At 42.0% G+C, this 16897-nt stretch carries 15 protein-coding genes and 1 tRNA gene; 10 read left to right on the plus strand and 6 right to left on the minus strand.

Annotated features, from left to right (window positions below):
* Window positions 1–123 precede the first annotated feature (123 nt).
* Window positions 124–621 carry a hypothetical protein gene (locus tag BLS32_RS02110; RefSeq protein ID WP_091392369.1) on the plus strand — a complete coding sequence of 166 codons (498 nt, stop codon included), beginning with the start codon at window positions 124–126 and terminating at the stop codon, window positions 619–621.
* 52 nt (window positions 622–673) lie between these two features.
* On the opposite strand, the gene BLS32_RS02115 is transcribed toward BLS32_RS02110, so the two are convergent.
* Window positions 674–747, minus strand: a tRNA-Ala gene (locus tag BLS32_RS02115).
* 210 nt (window positions 748–957) lie between these two features.
* Here BLS32_RS02115 and BLS32_RS02120 point away from each other — a divergent pair.
* Together BLS32_RS02120 and BLS32_RS02125 are read left to right on the plus strand one after the other, a co-directional pair.
* Window positions 958–1407, plus strand: a complete 450-nt coding sequence (locus BLS32_RS02120; RefSeq protein WP_091391647.1) for a 6-pyruvoyl trahydropterin synthase family protein — start codon at window positions 958–960, stop codon at window positions 1405–1407.
* An 18-nt stretch (window positions 1408–1425) separates the two neighbouring features.
* Window positions 1426–2184 (plus strand): UDP-2,3-diacylglucosamine diphosphatase, encoded by a 759-nt coding sequence (locus BLS32_RS02125; protein ID WP_091391648.1) that lies wholly within the window; start codon window positions 1426–1428, stop codon window positions 2182–2184.
* A 56-nt stretch (window positions 2185–2240) separates the two neighbouring features.
* Here the strand turns inward: BLS32_RS02125 and BLS32_RS02130 are convergent, their stop codons facing one another.
* Together BLS32_RS02130 and recJ are read right to left on the minus strand one after the other, a co-directional pair.
* On the minus strand, window positions 2241–2594 hold the full coding sequence (locus BLS32_RS02130) for a hypothetical protein (RefSeq protein WP_091391649.1): 354 nt from the start codon (window positions 2592–2594) through the stop codon (window positions 2241–2243).
* Window positions 2595–2920: 326 nt separating this feature from the next.
* Window positions 2921–4615: a single-stranded-DNA-specific exonuclease RecJ gene (gene recJ, locus BLS32_RS02135; protein WP_091392371.1), complete on the minus strand. Its 1695-nt coding sequence runs from the start codon at window positions 4613–4615 to the stop codon at window positions 2921–2923.
* Window positions 4616–4707: 92 nt separating this feature from the next.
* Between recJ and ade the strand changes: the two genes are divergently transcribed.
* Complete coding sequence (gene ade / locus BLS32_RS02140; protein WP_091392373.1) at window positions 4708–6330, plus strand: adenine deaminase; 1623 nt, start codon at window positions 4708–4710, stop codon at window positions 6328–6330.
* Between the two features lie 79 nt (window positions 6331–6409).
* On the opposite strand, the gene rsmI is transcribed toward ade, so the two are convergent.
* Together rsmI and BLS32_RS02150 are read right to left on the minus strand one after the other, a co-directional pair.
* Window positions 6410–7108, minus strand: coding sequence for a 16S rRNA (cytidine(1402)-2'-O)-methyltransferase (rsmI, locus tag BLS32_RS02145; protein ID WP_091391650.1), 699 nt, complete (start codon window positions 7106–7108; stop codon window positions 6410–6412).
* Complete coding sequence (locus tag BLS32_RS02150) at window positions 7109–8260, minus strand: hypothetical protein (protein WP_091391651.1); 1152 nt, start codon at window positions 8258–8260, stop codon at window positions 7109–7111.
* Window positions 8261–8454: 194 nt separating this feature from the next.
* On the opposite strand from BLS32_RS02150, the gene BLS32_RS02155 reads away from it, so the two are divergent.
* The 6 genes from BLS32_RS02155 to BLS32_RS02180 all read left to right on the plus strand — a co-directional run bounded on the left by BLS32_RS02155 (window position 8455) and on the right by BLS32_RS02180 (window position 15897).
* Complete coding sequence (locus tag BLS32_RS02155) at window positions 8455–9081, plus strand: thymidine kinase (protein ID WP_091391652.1); 627 nt, start codon at window positions 8455–8457, stop codon at window positions 9079–9081.
* Window position 9082: 1 nt separating this feature from the next.
* Window positions 9083–11527, plus strand: a complete 2445-nt coding sequence (locus tag BLS32_RS02160) for a bifunctional UDP-N-acetylmuramoyl-tripeptide:D-alanyl-D-alanine ligase/alanine racemase (RefSeq protein ID WP_091391653.1) — start codon at window positions 9083–9085, stop codon at window positions 11525–11527.
* A 73-nt stretch (window positions 11528–11600) separates the two neighbouring features.
* Window positions 11601–11987, plus strand: coding sequence for a large conductance mechanosensitive channel protein MscL (mscL, locus tag BLS32_RS02165; protein WP_091391654.1), 387 nt, complete (start codon window positions 11601–11603; stop codon window positions 11985–11987).
* 139 nt (window positions 11988–12126) lie between these two features.
* A complete protein-coding gene (locus BLS32_RS02170) occupies window positions 12127–13116 on the plus strand; it encodes an aspartate-semialdehyde dehydrogenase (protein WP_091391655.1) in 990 nt (329 codons plus the stop codon).
* A gap of 158 nt (window positions 13117–13274) precedes the next feature.
* Window positions 13275–13625 (plus strand): hypothetical protein, encoded by a 351-nt coding sequence (locus BLS32_RS02175; protein ID WP_245699304.1) that lies wholly within the window; start codon window positions 13275–13277, stop codon window positions 13623–13625.
* 67 nt (window positions 13626–13692) lie between these two features.
* Window positions 13693–15897: a TonB-dependent receptor gene (locus BLS32_RS02180; RefSeq protein ID WP_091391656.1), complete on the plus strand. Its 2205-nt coding sequence runs from the start codon at window positions 13693–13695 to the stop codon at window positions 15895–15897.
* Between the two features lie 125 nt (window positions 15898–16022).
* Here the strand turns inward: BLS32_RS02180 and BLS32_RS02185 are convergent, their stop codons facing one another.
* Window positions 16023–16823 (minus strand): TIGR00266 family protein, encoded by an 801-nt coding sequence (locus tag BLS32_RS02185; protein ID WP_091391657.1) that lies wholly within the window; start codon window positions 16821–16823, stop codon window positions 16023–16025.
* Window positions 16824–16897: the final 74 nt, after the last annotated feature.

The following is a 16897-nucleotide window of genomic DNA, read 5'->3' on the forward strand; positions in this document are numbered from 1 at the left end:
CAGATTCATATAAAGCGCAATATTTCAAGATGTTGCGCTTTTTTAACACCTCAACATCAGATAAATCTTTGACAAAAGACTTCAAAAGGTTATATTTGAAAACCTTAATTAAAAATGTTCGAAATGAAAAAATCCCTTTTAAGCTTATTGTTTATTTCCGCTATATTGGTCTTGTCGTGTAAAAAAGAACTGGAACCACAGGAAAGCTCTGGAAATCCGGTTCCGGCCGTACCAGTAGCAGAAGCGACACCGCCAATGCAAGTTCAGGCACCGCCTGCCATGCAGCAAAATGTTCCGGTAGCAACACAAGGACAGCCACAACAGGTAAGCATGCCTGCACCACCGGTTAAAACCGCTCCTGGAATGAATCCGCCACACGGACAACCCAATCATAGATGTGATATTGCTGTTGGCGCACCGCTGAATTCGCCTGTCGCAAAAACCGCACAAACCCCGCAGGTCATTGTTCCGTCACCTAAAATGACCCCTGCCACTGGTGCCCCTGCGATTTTAAATCCAAATACCGCTACTGCCACAACTGCTCCGGGAATGAATCCGCCACACGGACAGGAAGGCCACCGTTGTGATGTTGCCGTTGGCGCTCCGTTACCAAAAGCATAATTCAAAATATACTAGAACAAAAAAGCACTTCGATCTGAAGTGCTTTTTTTTGTGGAGAATATCGGATTCGAACCGACCACCTCTTGCCTGCCAGGCAAGCGCTCTAGCCAAATGAGCTAATCCCCCAAAACGTGTCCGCAAATATACTACTTTCATTCACATACGAAAAACTTTTTCCAAAAACTGTTTGTTTTTTATCAGGAGCTATTTCCGGCTTTCCGCTTGTATCTTTTACCTGCTAAAAAGCCGGCAAAAGGATACCGCTGCAATCCGGGCTAGGGCATTTCGGTTTCACAACAATAAAATTCGTAAATTTGCGGCCAAATCCAACCTGGAATGAGCAACATCAGAATCACCAAACAATTCAGTTTCGAAACCGGCCACGCGCTTTACGGCTATGACGGCAAATGCAAAAACGTACACGGACACAGCTATAAATTGTCGGTTACTGTGATTGGAACGCCCATCACAGACCGCAACAACGTGAAATTCGGAATGGTCATCGATTTCTCCGACCTCAAGAAAATCGTCAAGGAAGAAATCGTCGATTTATTTGACCACGCGACTGTTTTTAATGAAACCACGCCGCATATCGAATTGGCTAACGAACTCAAAAACCGCGGCCATCATGTGATTTTGGTCGATTACCAGCCCACGAGCGAAAACATGGTGACCGATTTTGCCGAAAAAATCAAAAACCGCCTGCCCGACTCGATCAAACTGCACTCGCTGAAATTGCAGGAAACCGAAACGTCATTCGCAGAATGGTATGCTTGCGACAACTAATAATCCCGAATCCTAAAGATGCAATTGCCCGATAACAAAAAAGTGTATTTCGCTTCCGACCAGCATTTTGGCGCACCAACGCCTGAACTCAGTTTTCCGCGTGAACAAAAATTTGTAGCCTGGCTCGACGAAGTCAAAAAAGATGCCGCTGCGATTTTCCTTTTGGGCGATCTTTTTGATTTCTGGTTTGAATATCAAACGGTTGTTCCTAAAGGTTTTGTAAGGGTTTTGGGCAAGCTCGCCGAAATCCGCGACAGCGGCATCCCGGTTTATTTTTTTGTGGGAAACCATGATTTATGGATGTCGGATTATTTTGAGAAGGAACTCAACATTCCCGTTTATCACGACAATAAAGAATTTACTTTTGGAGACAAAACTTTCTTAATTGGCCACGGTGACGGAAAAGGTCCGGGTGACAAAGGTTACAAACGCATGAAAAAAGTGTTTACCAACCCATTTTCAAAATGGATTTTCAGGTGGCTGCATCCTGATTTTGGGGTGAAACTTGCGCAGTATTTGTCTGTAAAAAACAAACTGATTTCGGGGGATTCGGATGTGAAATTTTTGGGTGAAGACAATGAATGGCTGGTTTTGTATGCGAAACGCAAACTTGAAACCCAGCATTTCAATTACTTTATCTTTGGCCACAGGCATTTGCCGATGAAAATTGCTGTTGGGGAACATTCAGAATATGTGAATTTGGGCGACTGGATCGGATATTTTACGTACGGCGTTTTTGATGGGGAAAATTTTGAATTGAAAGAATATAAAAATTAGTTTATTATTTTTCATTTGAACCATAAGAGCATTAAAAAAAACTTCCTGATTTAAAGTCAATTCATCCCAACGCCATAAACATATTCCTGCAGGCTGACTTTAAATAAAGTGCCCTGAACCAAGTCTTTAATTCCGTCGAGTTCTTTCATGGAAACAGCGAGGTCAATTTGGGAAATGGGCGTTTTGAGCAGGAATTTCGCGCAATGGTTTTTCATTTCACAGTGTTTACACGTATTTTTCCTGCAGCTATCTTCGATTAATTTCACAAACGATTTCAGTTCATCAATCGTAAAGTAAAATCCGGTTTCCTTAAAGACCAACTGGATTTTGTCTAGCATTACTGTATTTTGTTCGAGCCAATAAAAAGCCATTCCGAAGTCGTTGAAATAGATCTGTTCAATTTGTTTCATCACCTTAGCGTTTGCAACAAATATAATGTTATTTATATTCTTTCTAAATAATTTCCTGTTAAAGATTGAAGTTTCAGTTGGGTTCGCGTGAAAATTGACCTGAGCGCAGCGAATTGACGAAGTAAATTAAAAGGAATTTGAGATTAAGAGAAGAATGTATGGTAGACATTCGGTTTTATGCTGGTGGCTGTCAGGTATTTTTTCTTGCGTGAAGGATGGTTCCGACGTTTCGGGAGGAAATCCTAAAACCAAATCAGCGCAGCGGTTTTAAAAAGATTGCAGCGTAAAGCCTGACAGCGCGCAACGCAGTGAAGCGGTGGCACGCCCTAATTTTCCTTAAGATCCTTTAACCGCAATTGCATCGAAACGTTGCCGTTCCATTCGTTTTCATCAATACAGTAAGCCGCCTGAAACGATTGCTGGTTTAGCGTAAGGCCTATTTTATTACCCAATCCGAAACCAATCGCCCCAATTCCGCCCGTATTATTTTGTTTTACGTAAAGTCTGAGATGCTCGTTGTCGCTGCCTAAAGTTTTTGCAAAACCTGTGTCCTGAAGGTTTTTTGTCACGAAAACCGGCGTCATGTTCAATGGGCCAAACGGTTCGAATTGCTTTAAGATCCGGGTCATTTTTGGGGTAATTTCATCGAAATCAATTGCGGCATCGACTGAAATTTCCGGGATGCGCATGTCGGGATGAATCGTGGCTTTGACGATTTCCTCGAATGCATTTTTGAACGCCTGGTAATTTTCTTCCTTTAATGTAAGCCCGGCTGCATACATGTGCCCACCGAATTGCTCTAAATATTCCGCACAGCTTTCAAGCGCATTATACACATCAAAACCTTTAACAGAGCGTGCCGAAGCGGCATATTTATCACCGCTTTTTGTGAAAACGAGCGTTGGGCGATAATAGGTTTCGATCAATCGCGACGCGACAATTCCGATCACGCCTTTATGCCAGGTTTCGTGAAAAACGACTGATGTAAAATTTTCGTGTTCGTTGTTATCGATGATTTGCTGAAGCGCTTCTTTGGTAATTTGCTTGTCGAGGTCTTTGCGGTCTGAATTGTATTGTTCAATTTCGGAAGCGAATTGTTGGGCCTGTTCGAAATTGAATTCAGTTAACAATTCTACTGCGTGGTTTCCGTGTTTGATGCGTCCGGCGGCGTTTATTCTGGGTGCAATGATGAAAACCACATCGGTAATATCGAGTGTTTTCTTTTTGATCTGGTGAATTAAGGCTTTGATTCCGGGGCGCGGATTGTCGTTGATGACTTCGAGCCCTAATTTTGCAAGTATGCGGTTTTCGCCTGTCATCGGAACAATATCTGCAGCAATTGCGGTCGCAACCAAATCGAGGTATTGGATTAAATCTTCAGTCGTTTCGCCGCGGTTTTTTCCTAAAGCCTGGAGCAGTTTAAAACCGATGCCGCAGCCGCAGAGCTCATCATAAGGATAAAAACAATCGCTTCTTTTAGGGTCGAGCACCGCAACCGCATCGGGTAAAAATTCACCTGGCCTGTGGTGGTCGCAAATGATGAAATCGATGTTTTTTCTATTGGCGTAAGCCACGTGATCGATCGATTTGATGCCGCAATCCAGCGCAATGATCAGGGAACAGCCGTTGTCGTCTGCGTAATCAATTCCTAAATAAGAAACGCCATAACCCTCATTGTAACGGTCGGGAATATAAGTGGCAATATTGGGATAAAAACTTCTTAAATACGAAGAAACGAGTGAAACTGCAGTTGTTCCGTCAACGTCATAATCGCCGAACACGAGAATATTTTCATTATTCTGAATGGCCTTTTCGATGCGGACAACGGCTTTGTCCATATCTTTCATCAGATACGGATCGTGTAAATCCTGCAATTCAGGGCGGAAAAATTTTCGGGCTTGTTCGAAGGTTTCGATGCCGCGTTGGACTAAAAGTGTAGCAGTAATGTTGTCGATACTTAAAACATGCATCAGATTTTTTACAGTGTCTTGATCGGGTAATGATTTGATTGTCCAGCGCATAATGAAGATTTTGTATGGTGTATAAAGTTTTCCAAATTTAGTAATTTTTGCGATAAAATTTTTTGTTTCTTGCTGCATTAAAATTTCAATTTATGCAAATTTCAGGACAGGTTGTCGACATCACAAAAAAGCGCATTTATTCAGGCGAGATCACGGTTGAAAATGGTAAGATCATTTCCATTACAGAAAAAGAACATTCCGTTAAAAACTATATTCTTCCCGGATTTATTGACGCGCACATCCACATTGAAAGTTCGATGCTCGTTCCTTCCGAATTTGCAAAAATTGCCGTTTTGCACGGAACAGTCGCAACGATTTCCGATCCGCATGAAATTGCAAATGTTTTGGGTGCCGAAGGCGTTTTTTACATGATCGAAAACGGAAAGCAAGTGCCATTAAAATTCCATTTCGGAGCGCCGTCTTGTGTTCCTGCGACTTCCTTTGAAACCGCTGGCGCCGAGATCAATGCTAACGGAATTAAAGATTTGCTCGAATCTCCCGACATTTATTACCTCGCCGAAATGATGAATTACCCCGGTGTTTTATTTGGTGATCCCGAAGTCCTGAAGAAAATCGAATGGGCCAAACATTTCAATAAACCGGTTGACGGACATGCGCCGGGTTTGCGTGGCGCCGATTTAAAAAAATACATTTCAGCCGGAATTACAACCGATCACGAATGCTTTTCGTTTGAAGAAGCTCAGGAAAAATTATCGCTCGGCATGAAAGTCCTGATCCGCGAAGGCAGCGCTGCTAAAAACTTTGAAGCTTTAATCGATTTGCTTCCGGAGCATTATGAAAATATGATGTTTTGTTCGGATGACAAACATCCAGATGATCTGGTTCTTGGCCACATCAATTCGCTTTGCGCGCGCGCCGTGGCAAAAGGAATCGATGTGTTTAAAGTGTTGCAATCGGCTTGCATCAATCCGGTAAATCATTATAAAATGAATGTGGGTTTGCTCAAAGAAAATGATGCCGCCGATTTTATTGTCGTGAAAGATTTAACCAATTTTAAAGTCATCCAAACGTACATCAACGGCGAATTGGTCGCTGAAAATGGACAATCATTCGTTAAACACGTTCCGTTTGAAACGCCGAACAATTTCAACATTTCGAAAAAAGAAGTTTCCGATTTTGCAATTTCAGGTTTACCTGATAAAATACGCGTCATTGAAGCTTTGGAAGGCCAATTGATTACAAACGAGATTCATTTTAAGCCCAAAATCCAAGACGGAAAAATCATTTCAGATCCCGAAAATGACATCTTGAAAATGGCAGTTGTCAACCGATATCAAAACGCTAAACCAGCCATTGCTTTCATCAAAAATTTCGGATTGAAAAAAGGTGCAATTGCGAGTTCTGTCGCTCACGATTGCCATAATATTGTGGTTGTGGGCACTTCTGACGAAGAAATCTGCAAAGCGGTAAATTTAATTATTGAAAATACTGGCGGTATTTGTGCTGTAAACGGCTCCGAAACCAAAATCCTCGGACTTCCCGTTGCCGGAATCATCAGCGACAAAGACGGTTGGGAAACCGGAAAACTATACCAGGAAATCGACGCGATGGCGAAAGGTTTTGGAAGCAATTTAAAAGCGCCGTTCATGACTTTGTCGTTTATGGCTTTGCTTGTGATTCCCGATTTAAAATTGTCTGATAAAGGCTTGTTTAGCGGAAAAGCGTTTCAGTTTGTGGATTTGGAAGTGAAGTAATTTACGATTTCGATATTTGATTTACGTTAGAATTGAGCCATTAAGGCATTAAGATTCATTGAGGCAAAACTTAATTATCTTAATCCCTTAATGGTTTTTCTTTCAGCGTAATTTTCCCACCAACAACAACCACAATTTCCCCTTTCGGAGGTTTGGCTTCAAAATGCGCAAGCACTTCTTTTGCCGTTCCGCGCACGTTTTCTTCGTGCAGTTTCGACAATTCTCGTGACACGCAAATTTGACGGTCTTCGCCGAAATACGTCACAAATTCGGCTAAAGTTTTCACGAGTTTATGCGGAGAAACATACAAGATCATCGTTCTGGTTTCTTCGGCTAAAGCCAGATATCGGGTTTGCCTTCCTTTTTTTTCGGGTAGAAATCCTTCAAAAATAAATTTATCATTCGGCAACCCGCTGTTGACCAATGCAGGAACAAAAGCCGTTGCGCCGGGCAAACATTCAACTTCAATTTTATGCTCCACACAAGCGCGCGTCAGTAAAAATCCAGGATCGGAAATCGCCGGTGTGCCCGCATCAGAAATTAATGCGATCGTTTCCCCGGCTTTGATCCGCGAAATAATATTCTCAACGGTTTTGTGCTCATTATGCATGTGATGGCTGTGCATGTGTGTCGAAATCTCGAAATGTTTCAGCAGTTTTCCGCTTGTACGCGTGTCTTCGGCCAAAATTAAATCGGCTTCTTTTAATACGCGGATCGCACGAAAAGTCATGTCTTCAAGATTTCCTATTGGCGTTGGAACAATAAAAAGCTTGCCCATTTATGAGAATTTTTTCTCGACGATTTCCATAAAGCGCTGCTCGTATTCTTCTTTTCCGGCCCAATTGTTATAATCGGGTTTAACCATCGTATCGATAAAGTTTTTAGCTTCGCGGAAGTTATCAATCGTCATCAATTGCGACAGCACACGGTTGTAATCTTCGCTGCTGTTGTTGAACAAATGGTTCATGAAAGCGATGCGGTCGTTGAGCCCGATAATGATTCCTTTTGCCATGCGGTCGTTCAGCGATTTCGCCGGCGTTTCAGCTGAAGATTGATACGACGTGTAACTTTGCGCCGCCTTTTCTTTCTCTTTTTCTTCTTTCTCTTTCTGCAAATCTTCCGGCGTTACAAAAACCGGATCTACATAATTGTCATGTAAGAAGTCTTCAAGTGACGTTTGCGCAGGCGAATTGAATTTGTCTGTATCCGGGTCTTCTTTTGGGTCGAAAGCGAGTTCGAATGAAGGTTTGAATGACGAATTATCGGATTTTTGAGATTCTCCGGTTTGTTCTTCTTTCGACGTTTCGATTACAGGTTCGGCTGCAGCCAATGTTTCTTCGGCGACTTCTTCCTGTGTGAGGTGTGCGAAAGGTTCAGGCGTTTGTTCCGGTTGTGGTTTTTCTTCGGTTTGCGCTTCTTCAGATGGAGATTCCGAAGTTTCTGAATTTTCAGTTTCAGCTACATTTTCTTCCGAAGATTCAGATGCTGCCGGAATTGCTTCGGCTTGCTCTTCAGATTCAGCTTCTAAAATTTCTGTTCCTTCAGTAGCTTCAAGCGTTTCTTCTTTTTCTGTTTCAGATGCCGTTTCTTCCGGAGTTTCGGTTTCAGTCAGCGCATCTTCATTATTTTCCACTTCAGATTCCGATGCTTGTTCTTCAACCACTTCAACTTTTTCAGTTTCGGATTTAGGATTTTCTTCAGCAGCAGCGCTATTTTCCGAATCAAAAACAGCATCCAGCTTGTCTTCAATCTCTTTGTATCCGATCGTTGGCTTTGCATCTGCAAAATTTTCTTCGACAAATTTCAACACAGAAAGTTTTTCATACAATTTTTGCGCTTCCTGATGCAACTGAATCAAATCAGATTTGTTCTTCAACTTTAAAATCCTGTGCGCAATGCTGATCAATTCGGCTTCCAGCTTCTTTTTCATAAACTTTTAAATTTTTTGAGTCCGTATTCTTGGGAATTGCTTCGTTAAATTGTCAACAATTAAAGTGCGGCGAAATCTTGGTTTGATAAAAATTCTATACTTTTGAAACGATGCAAAAGCAGTTTATCTCCAGATCGCCTGTTTTCATTACAAAGTAAAAAAAACCAATCCTTTTTAAGGCTGAAAATTACAAAATGTTTCTCGAAAATACCGTAAATCATAAAGAACAATTTGGCTGGATCGAAGTAATCTGCGGATCGATGTTTTCGGGAAAGACCGAAGAACTGATTCGCCGGCTCAAACGCGCGCAGTTTGCCAAACAGAAAGTCGAGATTTTCAAGCCTGCGATCGATACGCGCTACCATGATGAAATGGTGGTTTCGCACGATTCGAATGAAATCCGCTCTACGCCTGTTCCCGCTGCTGCCAATATTGCGATCCTGGCTCAGGGCTGCGATGTTGTCGGGATTGATGAAGCGCAGTTTTTTGATGACGAGATCGTGAAAATCTGTAACGATCTGGCCAATTCGGGAATCCGCGTGATTGTCGCCGGACTCGACATGGATTTTAAAGGAAACCCTTTCGGGCCGATGCCTGCGCTGATGGCGACTGCTGAATATGTGACAAAAGTCCATGCCGTGTGCACGCGTACCGGAAATTTAGCCAATTACAGTTTCCGAAAAGCAGACAACGACAATCTGGTCATGTTAGGCGAAACCGAAGAATACGAACCGCTTAGCCGCGCCGCTTATTTCAACGCCATTTGGACACAATCGGCAGAAGAAATCGAAGTCAGGAAAAACCAAAAAAACCAGGACTAAATTGACTTTATCCTTAAAAAATATCATTCCGGTGATTCACGCCAAATGGTTTGGAGAATCCGATGCGATGCCTATTGACCACATTTCAATCGACAGCCGATCGTTGCAAAATGGGCAAAACACCCTATTTTTTGCGCTTTCCGGCCCAAATAATGACGCGCACAATTATATCGAGGAACTCATCGATGCAGGCGTTTTAAATTTTGTCGTGACGCATGTTCCTGATGAAGTACGTGGCCAGGCCAATTTTTTAATCGTAGAAAACACGCTTGAGGCTTTGCAGCAATTTGCCGCTTATTATCGGAATTTATACCATTTTCCGGTTATCGGAATTACAGGCAGCAACGGAAAAACGATTGTAAAAGAATGGCTCAATTTCTTATTGGGTCCGGATTACAACATTATCAGAAGCCCGAAAAGCTACAATTCTCAGGTTGGCGTACCATTATCGGTGATTTCGATCAATGAAAAACACAACCTCGGGATTTTTGAAGCCGGGATTTCTAAGGTCAATGAAATGGAAAAACTCGAAAAAATCATCAAGCCAACCATTGGTTTATTGACGAATATCGGGTCGGCACATGATGAAGGTTTTGCAAACATCGGCGAAAAAATGAAGCAGAAATTAAAGCTTTTTTCTGACGTTGAAGTGCTCATTTTACACAAAAGCAAAACCGTTGAAACCTTTTTAAATCCAAAAATCAAAACCTTTTCATGGAGCTGTAAATATGAAAATGCCGACGTTTTCATTGTAAAGAAAATCATCGTCGACAAAACGGCTTTAAAAGTAAAATACAACAGCGACGATTTTGAAATTAAAATTCCGTTTCTCGATGACGCTTCAGTAGAAAATGCGATTCAGTGCATGATGGTGCTATTGCATTTTGGCTACGATCCGAAAGTGATTGAAAACAGGATGTCGTTGCTTTTTCCGGTCGAAATGCGCCTGAAAGTCAAAAATGGGATCAACAATACAACGCTCATCGACGACAGTTACAGTTCAGATTTTCAGTCGTTAAAGATCGCACTTGATTTCCTCGAAAGCCAGAAACTGTACAAGAAAAAAACACTCATTTTATCGGATATTTTCCAAAGCGGCTTGTCGAATGAAGAATTGTATTCGAATGTTTCGCAGCTCATTATTGCGAATAAAATCAACCGCATTATCGGAATTGGTGAAACCATTTCCCAGTTTAAAAATAAATTCCTGAACTGCGTCACATTTGCTACAACGAACGATTTTATTGCTGCTTTCGACACGTTGTCTTTCGGAAATGAAACCATTTTGATCAAAGGCGCGCGGCATTTTCGTTTTGAGGAAATCGTTGCCTTATTGGAAGAAAAAACACATGAAACCGTTCTTGAAATCAACCTGAACGCGATCAGCCACAATTTGAATTTTTACAAATCCAAACTCAAACCTGAAACCAAATTAATGGTGATGGTGAAAGCGTTCGGTTACGGAAACGGCGGATTTGAAATCGCAAAATTGCTCGAACACCATAAAACCGATTACCTTGGCGTCGCTTTCGCAGATGAGGGAATTGCGCTTAAAAATGCGGGCATTACGCTTCCGATTATGGTTTTGAATCCGGAGAACACGAGTTTTTCGGCAATCATCCAACACGGATTGGAACCTGAAATTTACAGCATCAAAGGACTCAATGCTTTTTTAAAAATTGCCGCGCAGAAAAAACTGGAGCATTATCCGATCCATATCAAACTCGACACCGGAATGCACCGTTTGGGGTTTGAACAAAACAACATCGATGAACTGATCTTTACCTTAAAAGAAAATAAATCGGTCATAGTGCAGAGCATTTTATCGCACATGGCAACCAGCGACGAGCTGACACATAAGGATTTTGCGCTTTCGCAGATTGAATTGTTTGAAAAATTGTCATCCAAATTAATGTCGGAACTTAAGATCAAACCGATCAGACATATTTTAAACACATCGGGTATTTCTAATTTTCCTCAGGCACAATACGACATGGTTCGGCTTGGCATCGGACTTTACGGCGTTTCAAACGATCCGGACGAACAAAAATTCCTTGAAAATGTAGGCACTTTAAAGTCGATCATTTCCCAACTTCGGATGATTCCCATTGGCGACAGCGTGGGTTATGGAAGACGATTCATTGCTGAAAGGCCAACGAAAATCGCAACGATCCCAATTGGTTACGCCGACGGTATTTCACGCCATTGGGGCAACGGCGTCGGTTTTGTCATGATCAACAACAAAAAAGCAAGGATCGTGGGCAGCATTTGCATGGACATGCTGATGGTTGATGTGACTGAAATCAAATGTAAAGAAGGCGATTCTGTGGTAATTTTCGGCGAAAGCCCAACGGTAATTTACATTGCAGAACAGCTCAAAACGATTCCGTATGAAATCCTGACAAGCATTTCGCAAAGGGTCAAACGTGTTTTTTACCGCGAGTAATTTGGCTTTGTTTTAAATTTTTAACTAATTTAGATTTCACAAAAAAATTAATTCTAACTAAAACAAATTCATTATGGGAATGATCTCAGAATTTAAGGCATTTGCCATGAAAGGCAACGTAGTCGATTTGGCCATCGGGGTCATTATTGGTGCGGCTTTTGGAAAAATCGTCACGTCGCTGATTGAAGACGTCATCACACCATTGGTATTAAAACCGGCGCTTGAAGCAGCACATTTGTCAAAAATTGAGGAACTAACTGTTTTCGGATCGGTCAAATACGGCGTTTTCCTGGCTGCGGTCATCAATTTCCTGATCGTTGCTTTTGTATTGTTCCTGATCATCAAAGGAATCAACGCATCCCGCAAAAAAGAAGCCGACGTTCCTGCCGCTCCGCCAGCGCCAACAAACGAGGAAAAATTGCTGATGGAAATCCGCGATGCATTGAAAAGCAGGTCTTAAGAAATTTCCGCTACATTATATATTCTAATTTTAACCGTCCAGACCAGGACGGTTTTTCTTTTTACAGAATTGCCGAAACAACCAAAATTCTGTATACTTTTGCAGCACCAAATGAATTAAGAATCTAAAAAATAAATATATGAAAGTTGCTGTTGTTGGCGCAACCGGAATGGTTGGCGAAGTCATGTTACAGGTTTTGGCTGAAAGGAATTTCCCGTTTACGGAGTTGATTCTCGTTGCCTCTGAAAAATCAGTTGGAAAAGAAATTGAATTTAAAGGAAAAACATATAAGGTCGTTGGTTTACAAACTGCGGTTGATTTAAAACCTGAAATCGCCATTTTTTCTGCCGGAGGCGCAACTTCTTTAGAATGGGCTCCGAAATTCGCAGCAGCAGGAACAACCGTAATCGACAATTCATCGGCCTGGAGAATGGATCCTACTAAAAAACTAGTTGTTCCTGAAATCAATGCTTCTGAACTGACTGCAGCGGACAAAATCATCGCAAACCCAAACTGCTCCACCATACAAATGGTCCTGGCATTGGCACCTTTGCACAAAAAATACAACATCAAAAGAATTGTCGTTTCGACATATCAATCGGTTACCGGCAGCGGACTCAAAGCAGTGCAGCAACTTGAAAATGAATACAATGGCATAAAAGGCGAAATGGCTTATAAATATCCGATTCATCGCAATGCCATTCCGCAAATCGATGTATTTGAAGAAAACGGCTACACCAAAGAAGAAATGAAAATGGTGCGTGAAACACAGAAAATTCTTGGAGATAAAACCATTGCGGTGACTTCTACCACAGTAAGAATTCCGGTGGTTGGCGGACATAGCGAATCAGTAAATGTAGAGTTTTCGAATGATTTTGACGTGAATGACATCCGCAAGATCTTACACGAAACAGATGGCGTAACGGTTCAGGACAACATTGACACGTTTACGTATCCGATGCCAATGTATGCCGAAGGAAAGGACGATGTTTTCGTGGGAAGAATACGCCGCGATGAAAGCCAGCCAAATACCGTAAACATGTGGATTGTTTCTGATAATTTACGAAAAGGCGCAGCAACGAATACAATCCAGATTGCGGAGTATTTGATCGCGAATGAATTGGTTTAAAATTTTAGTCACAAATTTCATAAATCGATTCGTTTAATTGCTTCGCCAGTTTGTTAACACTCAAGTCGTGACAAAAAAAAATAATCTGTTTGCTTTCAAATCTTAAAATTTGTTAAAGCAAACGGATTTCTTTTTTGTCTTCGTTACATTTGCCTCGGATGAAAAAGAAATTTTCCATATTTAACTTTTCCCTGATTGCTGCGGTATTGTTTGCGATATTGTTTCAATCGCTTCATTCCGTAGAACATTTTACGCATGAGCAGGCCGAAAGGAAATGCTACCACAGCCATGAAACGGGCAGCGAACAAATCACGCACCAGCACCATAATTTTGACCATTGTTTCGCATGTGATTTTACTTTCAGCAATTTTGTTACTCCTGAAATTTTTTCGTTTGACTTTGTAGCGCAACACCGCGCGATTCCTTATTTCTTAACGGTTTCCGAAACTTTAATTGCTTTTTCTGGCAGTTCGGTTTTACTTCGCGGGCCGCCGGTTTTTATTGTTTAACTGAATTCTGTTGTTCCGAAACTTTCGGGACTTTTCCTGTATTCCACCAACAATAAAATCATTTCAGATGAAAAAAACTATCATGGCCCTGATTTTGGGCTTTTCGGCAATGCTGCACGCCCAAAATAAACTTTCTGGCACCGTAACCGATACTAAAAATCTTCCGCTGGCAAGCGTTTCAGTATATGCACCCGATCTGCACAAAGGCACGATTACCGATGCCGACGGAAAATACAACCTCAACAATTTACCGGCTGGAAATATTAAAATTATCTTTTCGTATGTTGGGTTTACAACGATGAACCAAACGGTAAATGTCCAAAAAGAAACCATTTTCGATCTTATCCTGGAAGAAAACATACACCAAATGGACGAAGTCATTGTTTCAACGGCTTTCAACAGATTGCAGTCGCAAAACGTGATGAAAGTCGAACATGCAAGCGTCAAATCGCTGCAGCAACAAGGCGTTTCTACTTTAATTGAAGGTTTGTCCACAATTCCCGGCGTTTCGCAGATTTCCACCGGGACTTCAATCGGAAAACCCGTAATCCGCGGATTGAGCGCCAATCGCGTACTTGTATATTCTCAAGGTGTCAGGCTTGAAAACCAGCAGTTTGGCGATGAGCACGGATTGGGTTTAAACGATTCGGGTGTGGAAAGTGTTGAAGTTATCAAAGGCCCGGCATCGTTGCTTTACGGATCGGATGCGCTTGGCGGTGTTTTGTATTTTAATCCCGAAAAATTTGCCGATGCGAATACTTTGAAAGCCGATTTCGGACAGCGTTTGTTCTCGAATACTTTGGGAAGCAGCACGACATTGGGCTTGAAAGGTTCTACAGACAATTGGAAATTCCTCGCACGTGGCAATTATTCGACCCATTCCGATTATAAAATTTCCGATGGCGACCGCGTGACCAATACACGTTACAATGAAACCGATTTAAAGTCGGGAATCGGCTACAGCAATTCGAAATTTTCGAGTGTGCTACGGTACAATTTCAATAAACTCGACCTCGGAATTCCCGAAGACGGCATCGCTTACCAATCGGAAAGCAAGAATACACAATTTCCAAGGCAAGGCGTTTACAACCACATTTTAAGTCTGCACAACAATTTCTTTTTTGGAAATTCAACGCTTGACGCAGATATTGGTTACATCGCAAACGACCGAAGCGAATTTGAAGATAGTAATGAAGCGGCTTTGCACATGAAACTTAAAACGCTGAATTACGATTTGAAATACCATTTCCCGAAATTTGGAAAAGTTGAAATGATCGCCGGAATTCAGGGCATGCACCAAACCAATAAAAATTCAGGTGCCGAATATCTGATTCCCGATGCAACAACAAACGATTTTGGGATTTTCGGAACTGCAAATTACGAATGGAAATCAAGTGCGCTCCAAGCCGGATTGCGTTATGACAACCGAAAAGTCAGCAGCGATACACACGGAATTTTAGGCGAAGAAGGTTATTTTGAAGCGATCGACAAATCATTCGATAGCTTTAATGCTTCTTTAGGATACAAAACCAATCTCGCCCATAATTTTACGATGCGGTTGAATCTTGCGACAGGTTTCCGCGCGCCGAATCTCGCAGAACTGACTTCAAACGGCGTTCACGAAGGCACAAACCGATATGAAATTGGCAACAGCCAACTCAAGACAGAGCAAAATTTCCAAACCGATTTGAACCTCGAATACAAAAACAGTCATTTCGAGTTTTTCGTCAACGGATTTTACAACCACATCAACAATTACATTTACACCACGCCTACCGGTTTGGTTTTAGAGGAAAATGATGTGTTTCATTATGTTCAGGATGATGCGCAATTATTTGGCGGCGAGGCCGGAATTCATTATCATCCGCATCCGCTGGACTGGCTGCATCTCGAAACCAGTTTTGAAACGGTTACCGGAAAAAAGCAAAGTGGTGAGTATTTGCCGTTAATTCCTGCGAACAATTGGAACAATACAATTCGAACCGAATTCAATATCAAAAACTGGCTTTCACAAGGTTATGCAAGGCTGAATTTCTCAAGTACTTTTGCGCAGGAAAACGTCAGCGGATTTGAAACAAAATCTCTAGGCTACACTTTGGTAAATGCCGGAATTGGCGGAAAAATCAAGATCAGCAAATCGGTTTTTGAAGTCGGCCTCAACGGAAACAATTTGTTCGACAAACGGTACATCGCACACTTGTCAAGGCTTAAAACCGACGGAATTCCAAATATTGGAAGAAATGTTGTTTTGGGTATAAATTTTAATATTTAGTTGCAAAGTATCAGAATCTAAATAAAAAGCCCGGCATTGATTTGTCGGGCATTTTTATTTTTTTAAGGCATGTTAAGAAACTAGTAACTTAGCTACTTTCCTACTTTTCAACTCTGCAACTTCTCCTAAAACCGGTTATCGCCATCGAGCAAATTCCCCAATCCGCCGAGCAAGCTGCCTTCTTCGCGGCTGCTTCCGCCCGATCTTGGTGCAGAGGCAATAATCCTGTCGGCCAATCTGCTGAAAGGCAACGATTGTACATAAACCGTTCCCGGACCACGCAGGGTGGCAAAGAACAAGCCTTCGCCTCCGAAAATCGAGTTTTTGATGCCGCCCACAAATTCGATGTCGTAGTCGATATCCTGTGTGAAACCAACGATGCAGCCGGTATCGACTTTTAAAATTTGCCCGGATTGCAATTCTTTTTTGGCCAGTGTGCCGCCTGAATGCACGAACGCCATGCCGTCGCCTTCGAGTTTCTGCATGATGAAACCTTCGCCTCCGAACAATCCACGCCCGAGTTTTTTGGAGAATTCAATTCCGACTGAAACGCCTTTGGCAGCACATAAAAATGCATCTTTCTGGCAGATGAATTTTCCGTTGAATAGCGTCAGGTCTATTGGAAGGATTTTTCCGGGATAAGGCGATGCAAAACTCACGTGGCTTTTTCCGGAATTCTGGTTTTGATAGGCCGTCATGAACAAACTCTCTCCGGTTAACGCGCGTTTTCCGGCCGATAGCAATTTGCCGAAAAGGCCGTTTTGCTGTTCGGATCCATCGCCGAAAATGGTCTGCATCTGGATGCCGTTGTCCATCATCATAAAACTTCCCGGCTCGGCAACGACAATCTCCTGCGGGTCGAGTTCGATCTCGACATACTGCATTTCTTCACCGTAAATTTTGTAATCTATTTCGTGTGCTCTCATGATCTTGGTTTTTGATTATGCAAATTAGTCAATGTTTTTTTCGGTTGTTACACCCATCCGAAAAAAATTAATTG

The organism is Flavobacterium noncentrifugens, from assembly GCF_900100375.1.
In the GTDB taxonomy this organism is placed as follows: domain Bacteria; phylum Bacteroidota; class Bacteroidia; order Flavobacteriales; family Flavobacteriaceae; genus Flavobacterium; species Flavobacterium noncentrifugens.

Coding starts and splice junctions, on each gene's coding strand:
- BLS32_RS02170 (WP_091391655.1), top strand. CDS start 12,127: ATGAAAGTTGCTGTTGTTGGCGCAACCGGAATGGTTGGCGAAGTCATG.
- BLS32_RS02125 (WP_091391648.1), top strand. CDS start 1,426: ATGCAATTGCCCGATAACAAAAAAGTGTATTTCGCTTCCGACCAGCAT.
- BLS32_RS02180 (WP_091391656.1), top strand. CDS start 13,693: ATGAAAAAAACTATCATGGCCCTGATTTTGGGCTTTTCGGCAATGCTG.
- BLS32_RS02130 (WP_091391649.1), bottom strand. CDS start 2,594: ATGAAACAAATTGAACAGATCTATTTCAACGACTTCGGAATGGCTTTT.
- BLS32_RS02150 (WP_091391651.1), bottom strand. CDS start 8,260: ATGAAAAAGAAGCTGGAAGCCGAATTGATCAGCATTGCGCACAGGATT.
- BLS32_RS02185 (WP_091391657.1), bottom strand. CDS start 16,823: ATGAGAGCACACGAAATAGATTACAAAATTTACGGTGAAGAAATGCAG.
- BLS32_RS02175 (WP_245699304.1), top strand. CDS start 13,275: ATGAAAAAGAAATTTTCCATATTTAACTTTTCCCTGATTGCTGCGGTA.
- mscL (WP_091391654.1), top strand. CDS start 11,601: ATGGGAATGATCTCAGAATTTAAGGCATTTGCCATGAAAGGCAACGTA.
- BLS32_RS02120 (WP_091391647.1), top strand. CDS start 958: ATGAGCAACATCAGAATCACCAAACAATTCAGTTTCGAAACCGGCCAC.
- rsmI (WP_091391650.1), bottom strand. CDS start 7,108: ATGGGCAAGCTTTTTATTGTTCCAACGCCAATAGGAAATCTTGAAGAC.
- BLS32_RS02110 (WP_091392369.1), top strand. CDS start 124: ATGAAAAAATCCCTTTTAAGCTTATTGTTTATTTCCGCTATATTGGTC.
- BLS32_RS02155 (WP_091391652.1), top strand. CDS start 8,455: ATGTTTCTCGAAAATACCGTAAATCATAAAGAACAATTTGGCTGGATC.
- recJ (WP_091392371.1), bottom strand. CDS start 4,615: ATGCGCTGGACAATCAAATCATTACCCGATCAAGACACTGTAAAAAAT.
- ade (WP_091392373.1), top strand. CDS start 4,708: ATGCAAATTTCAGGACAGGTTGTCGACATCACAAAAAAGCGCATTTAT.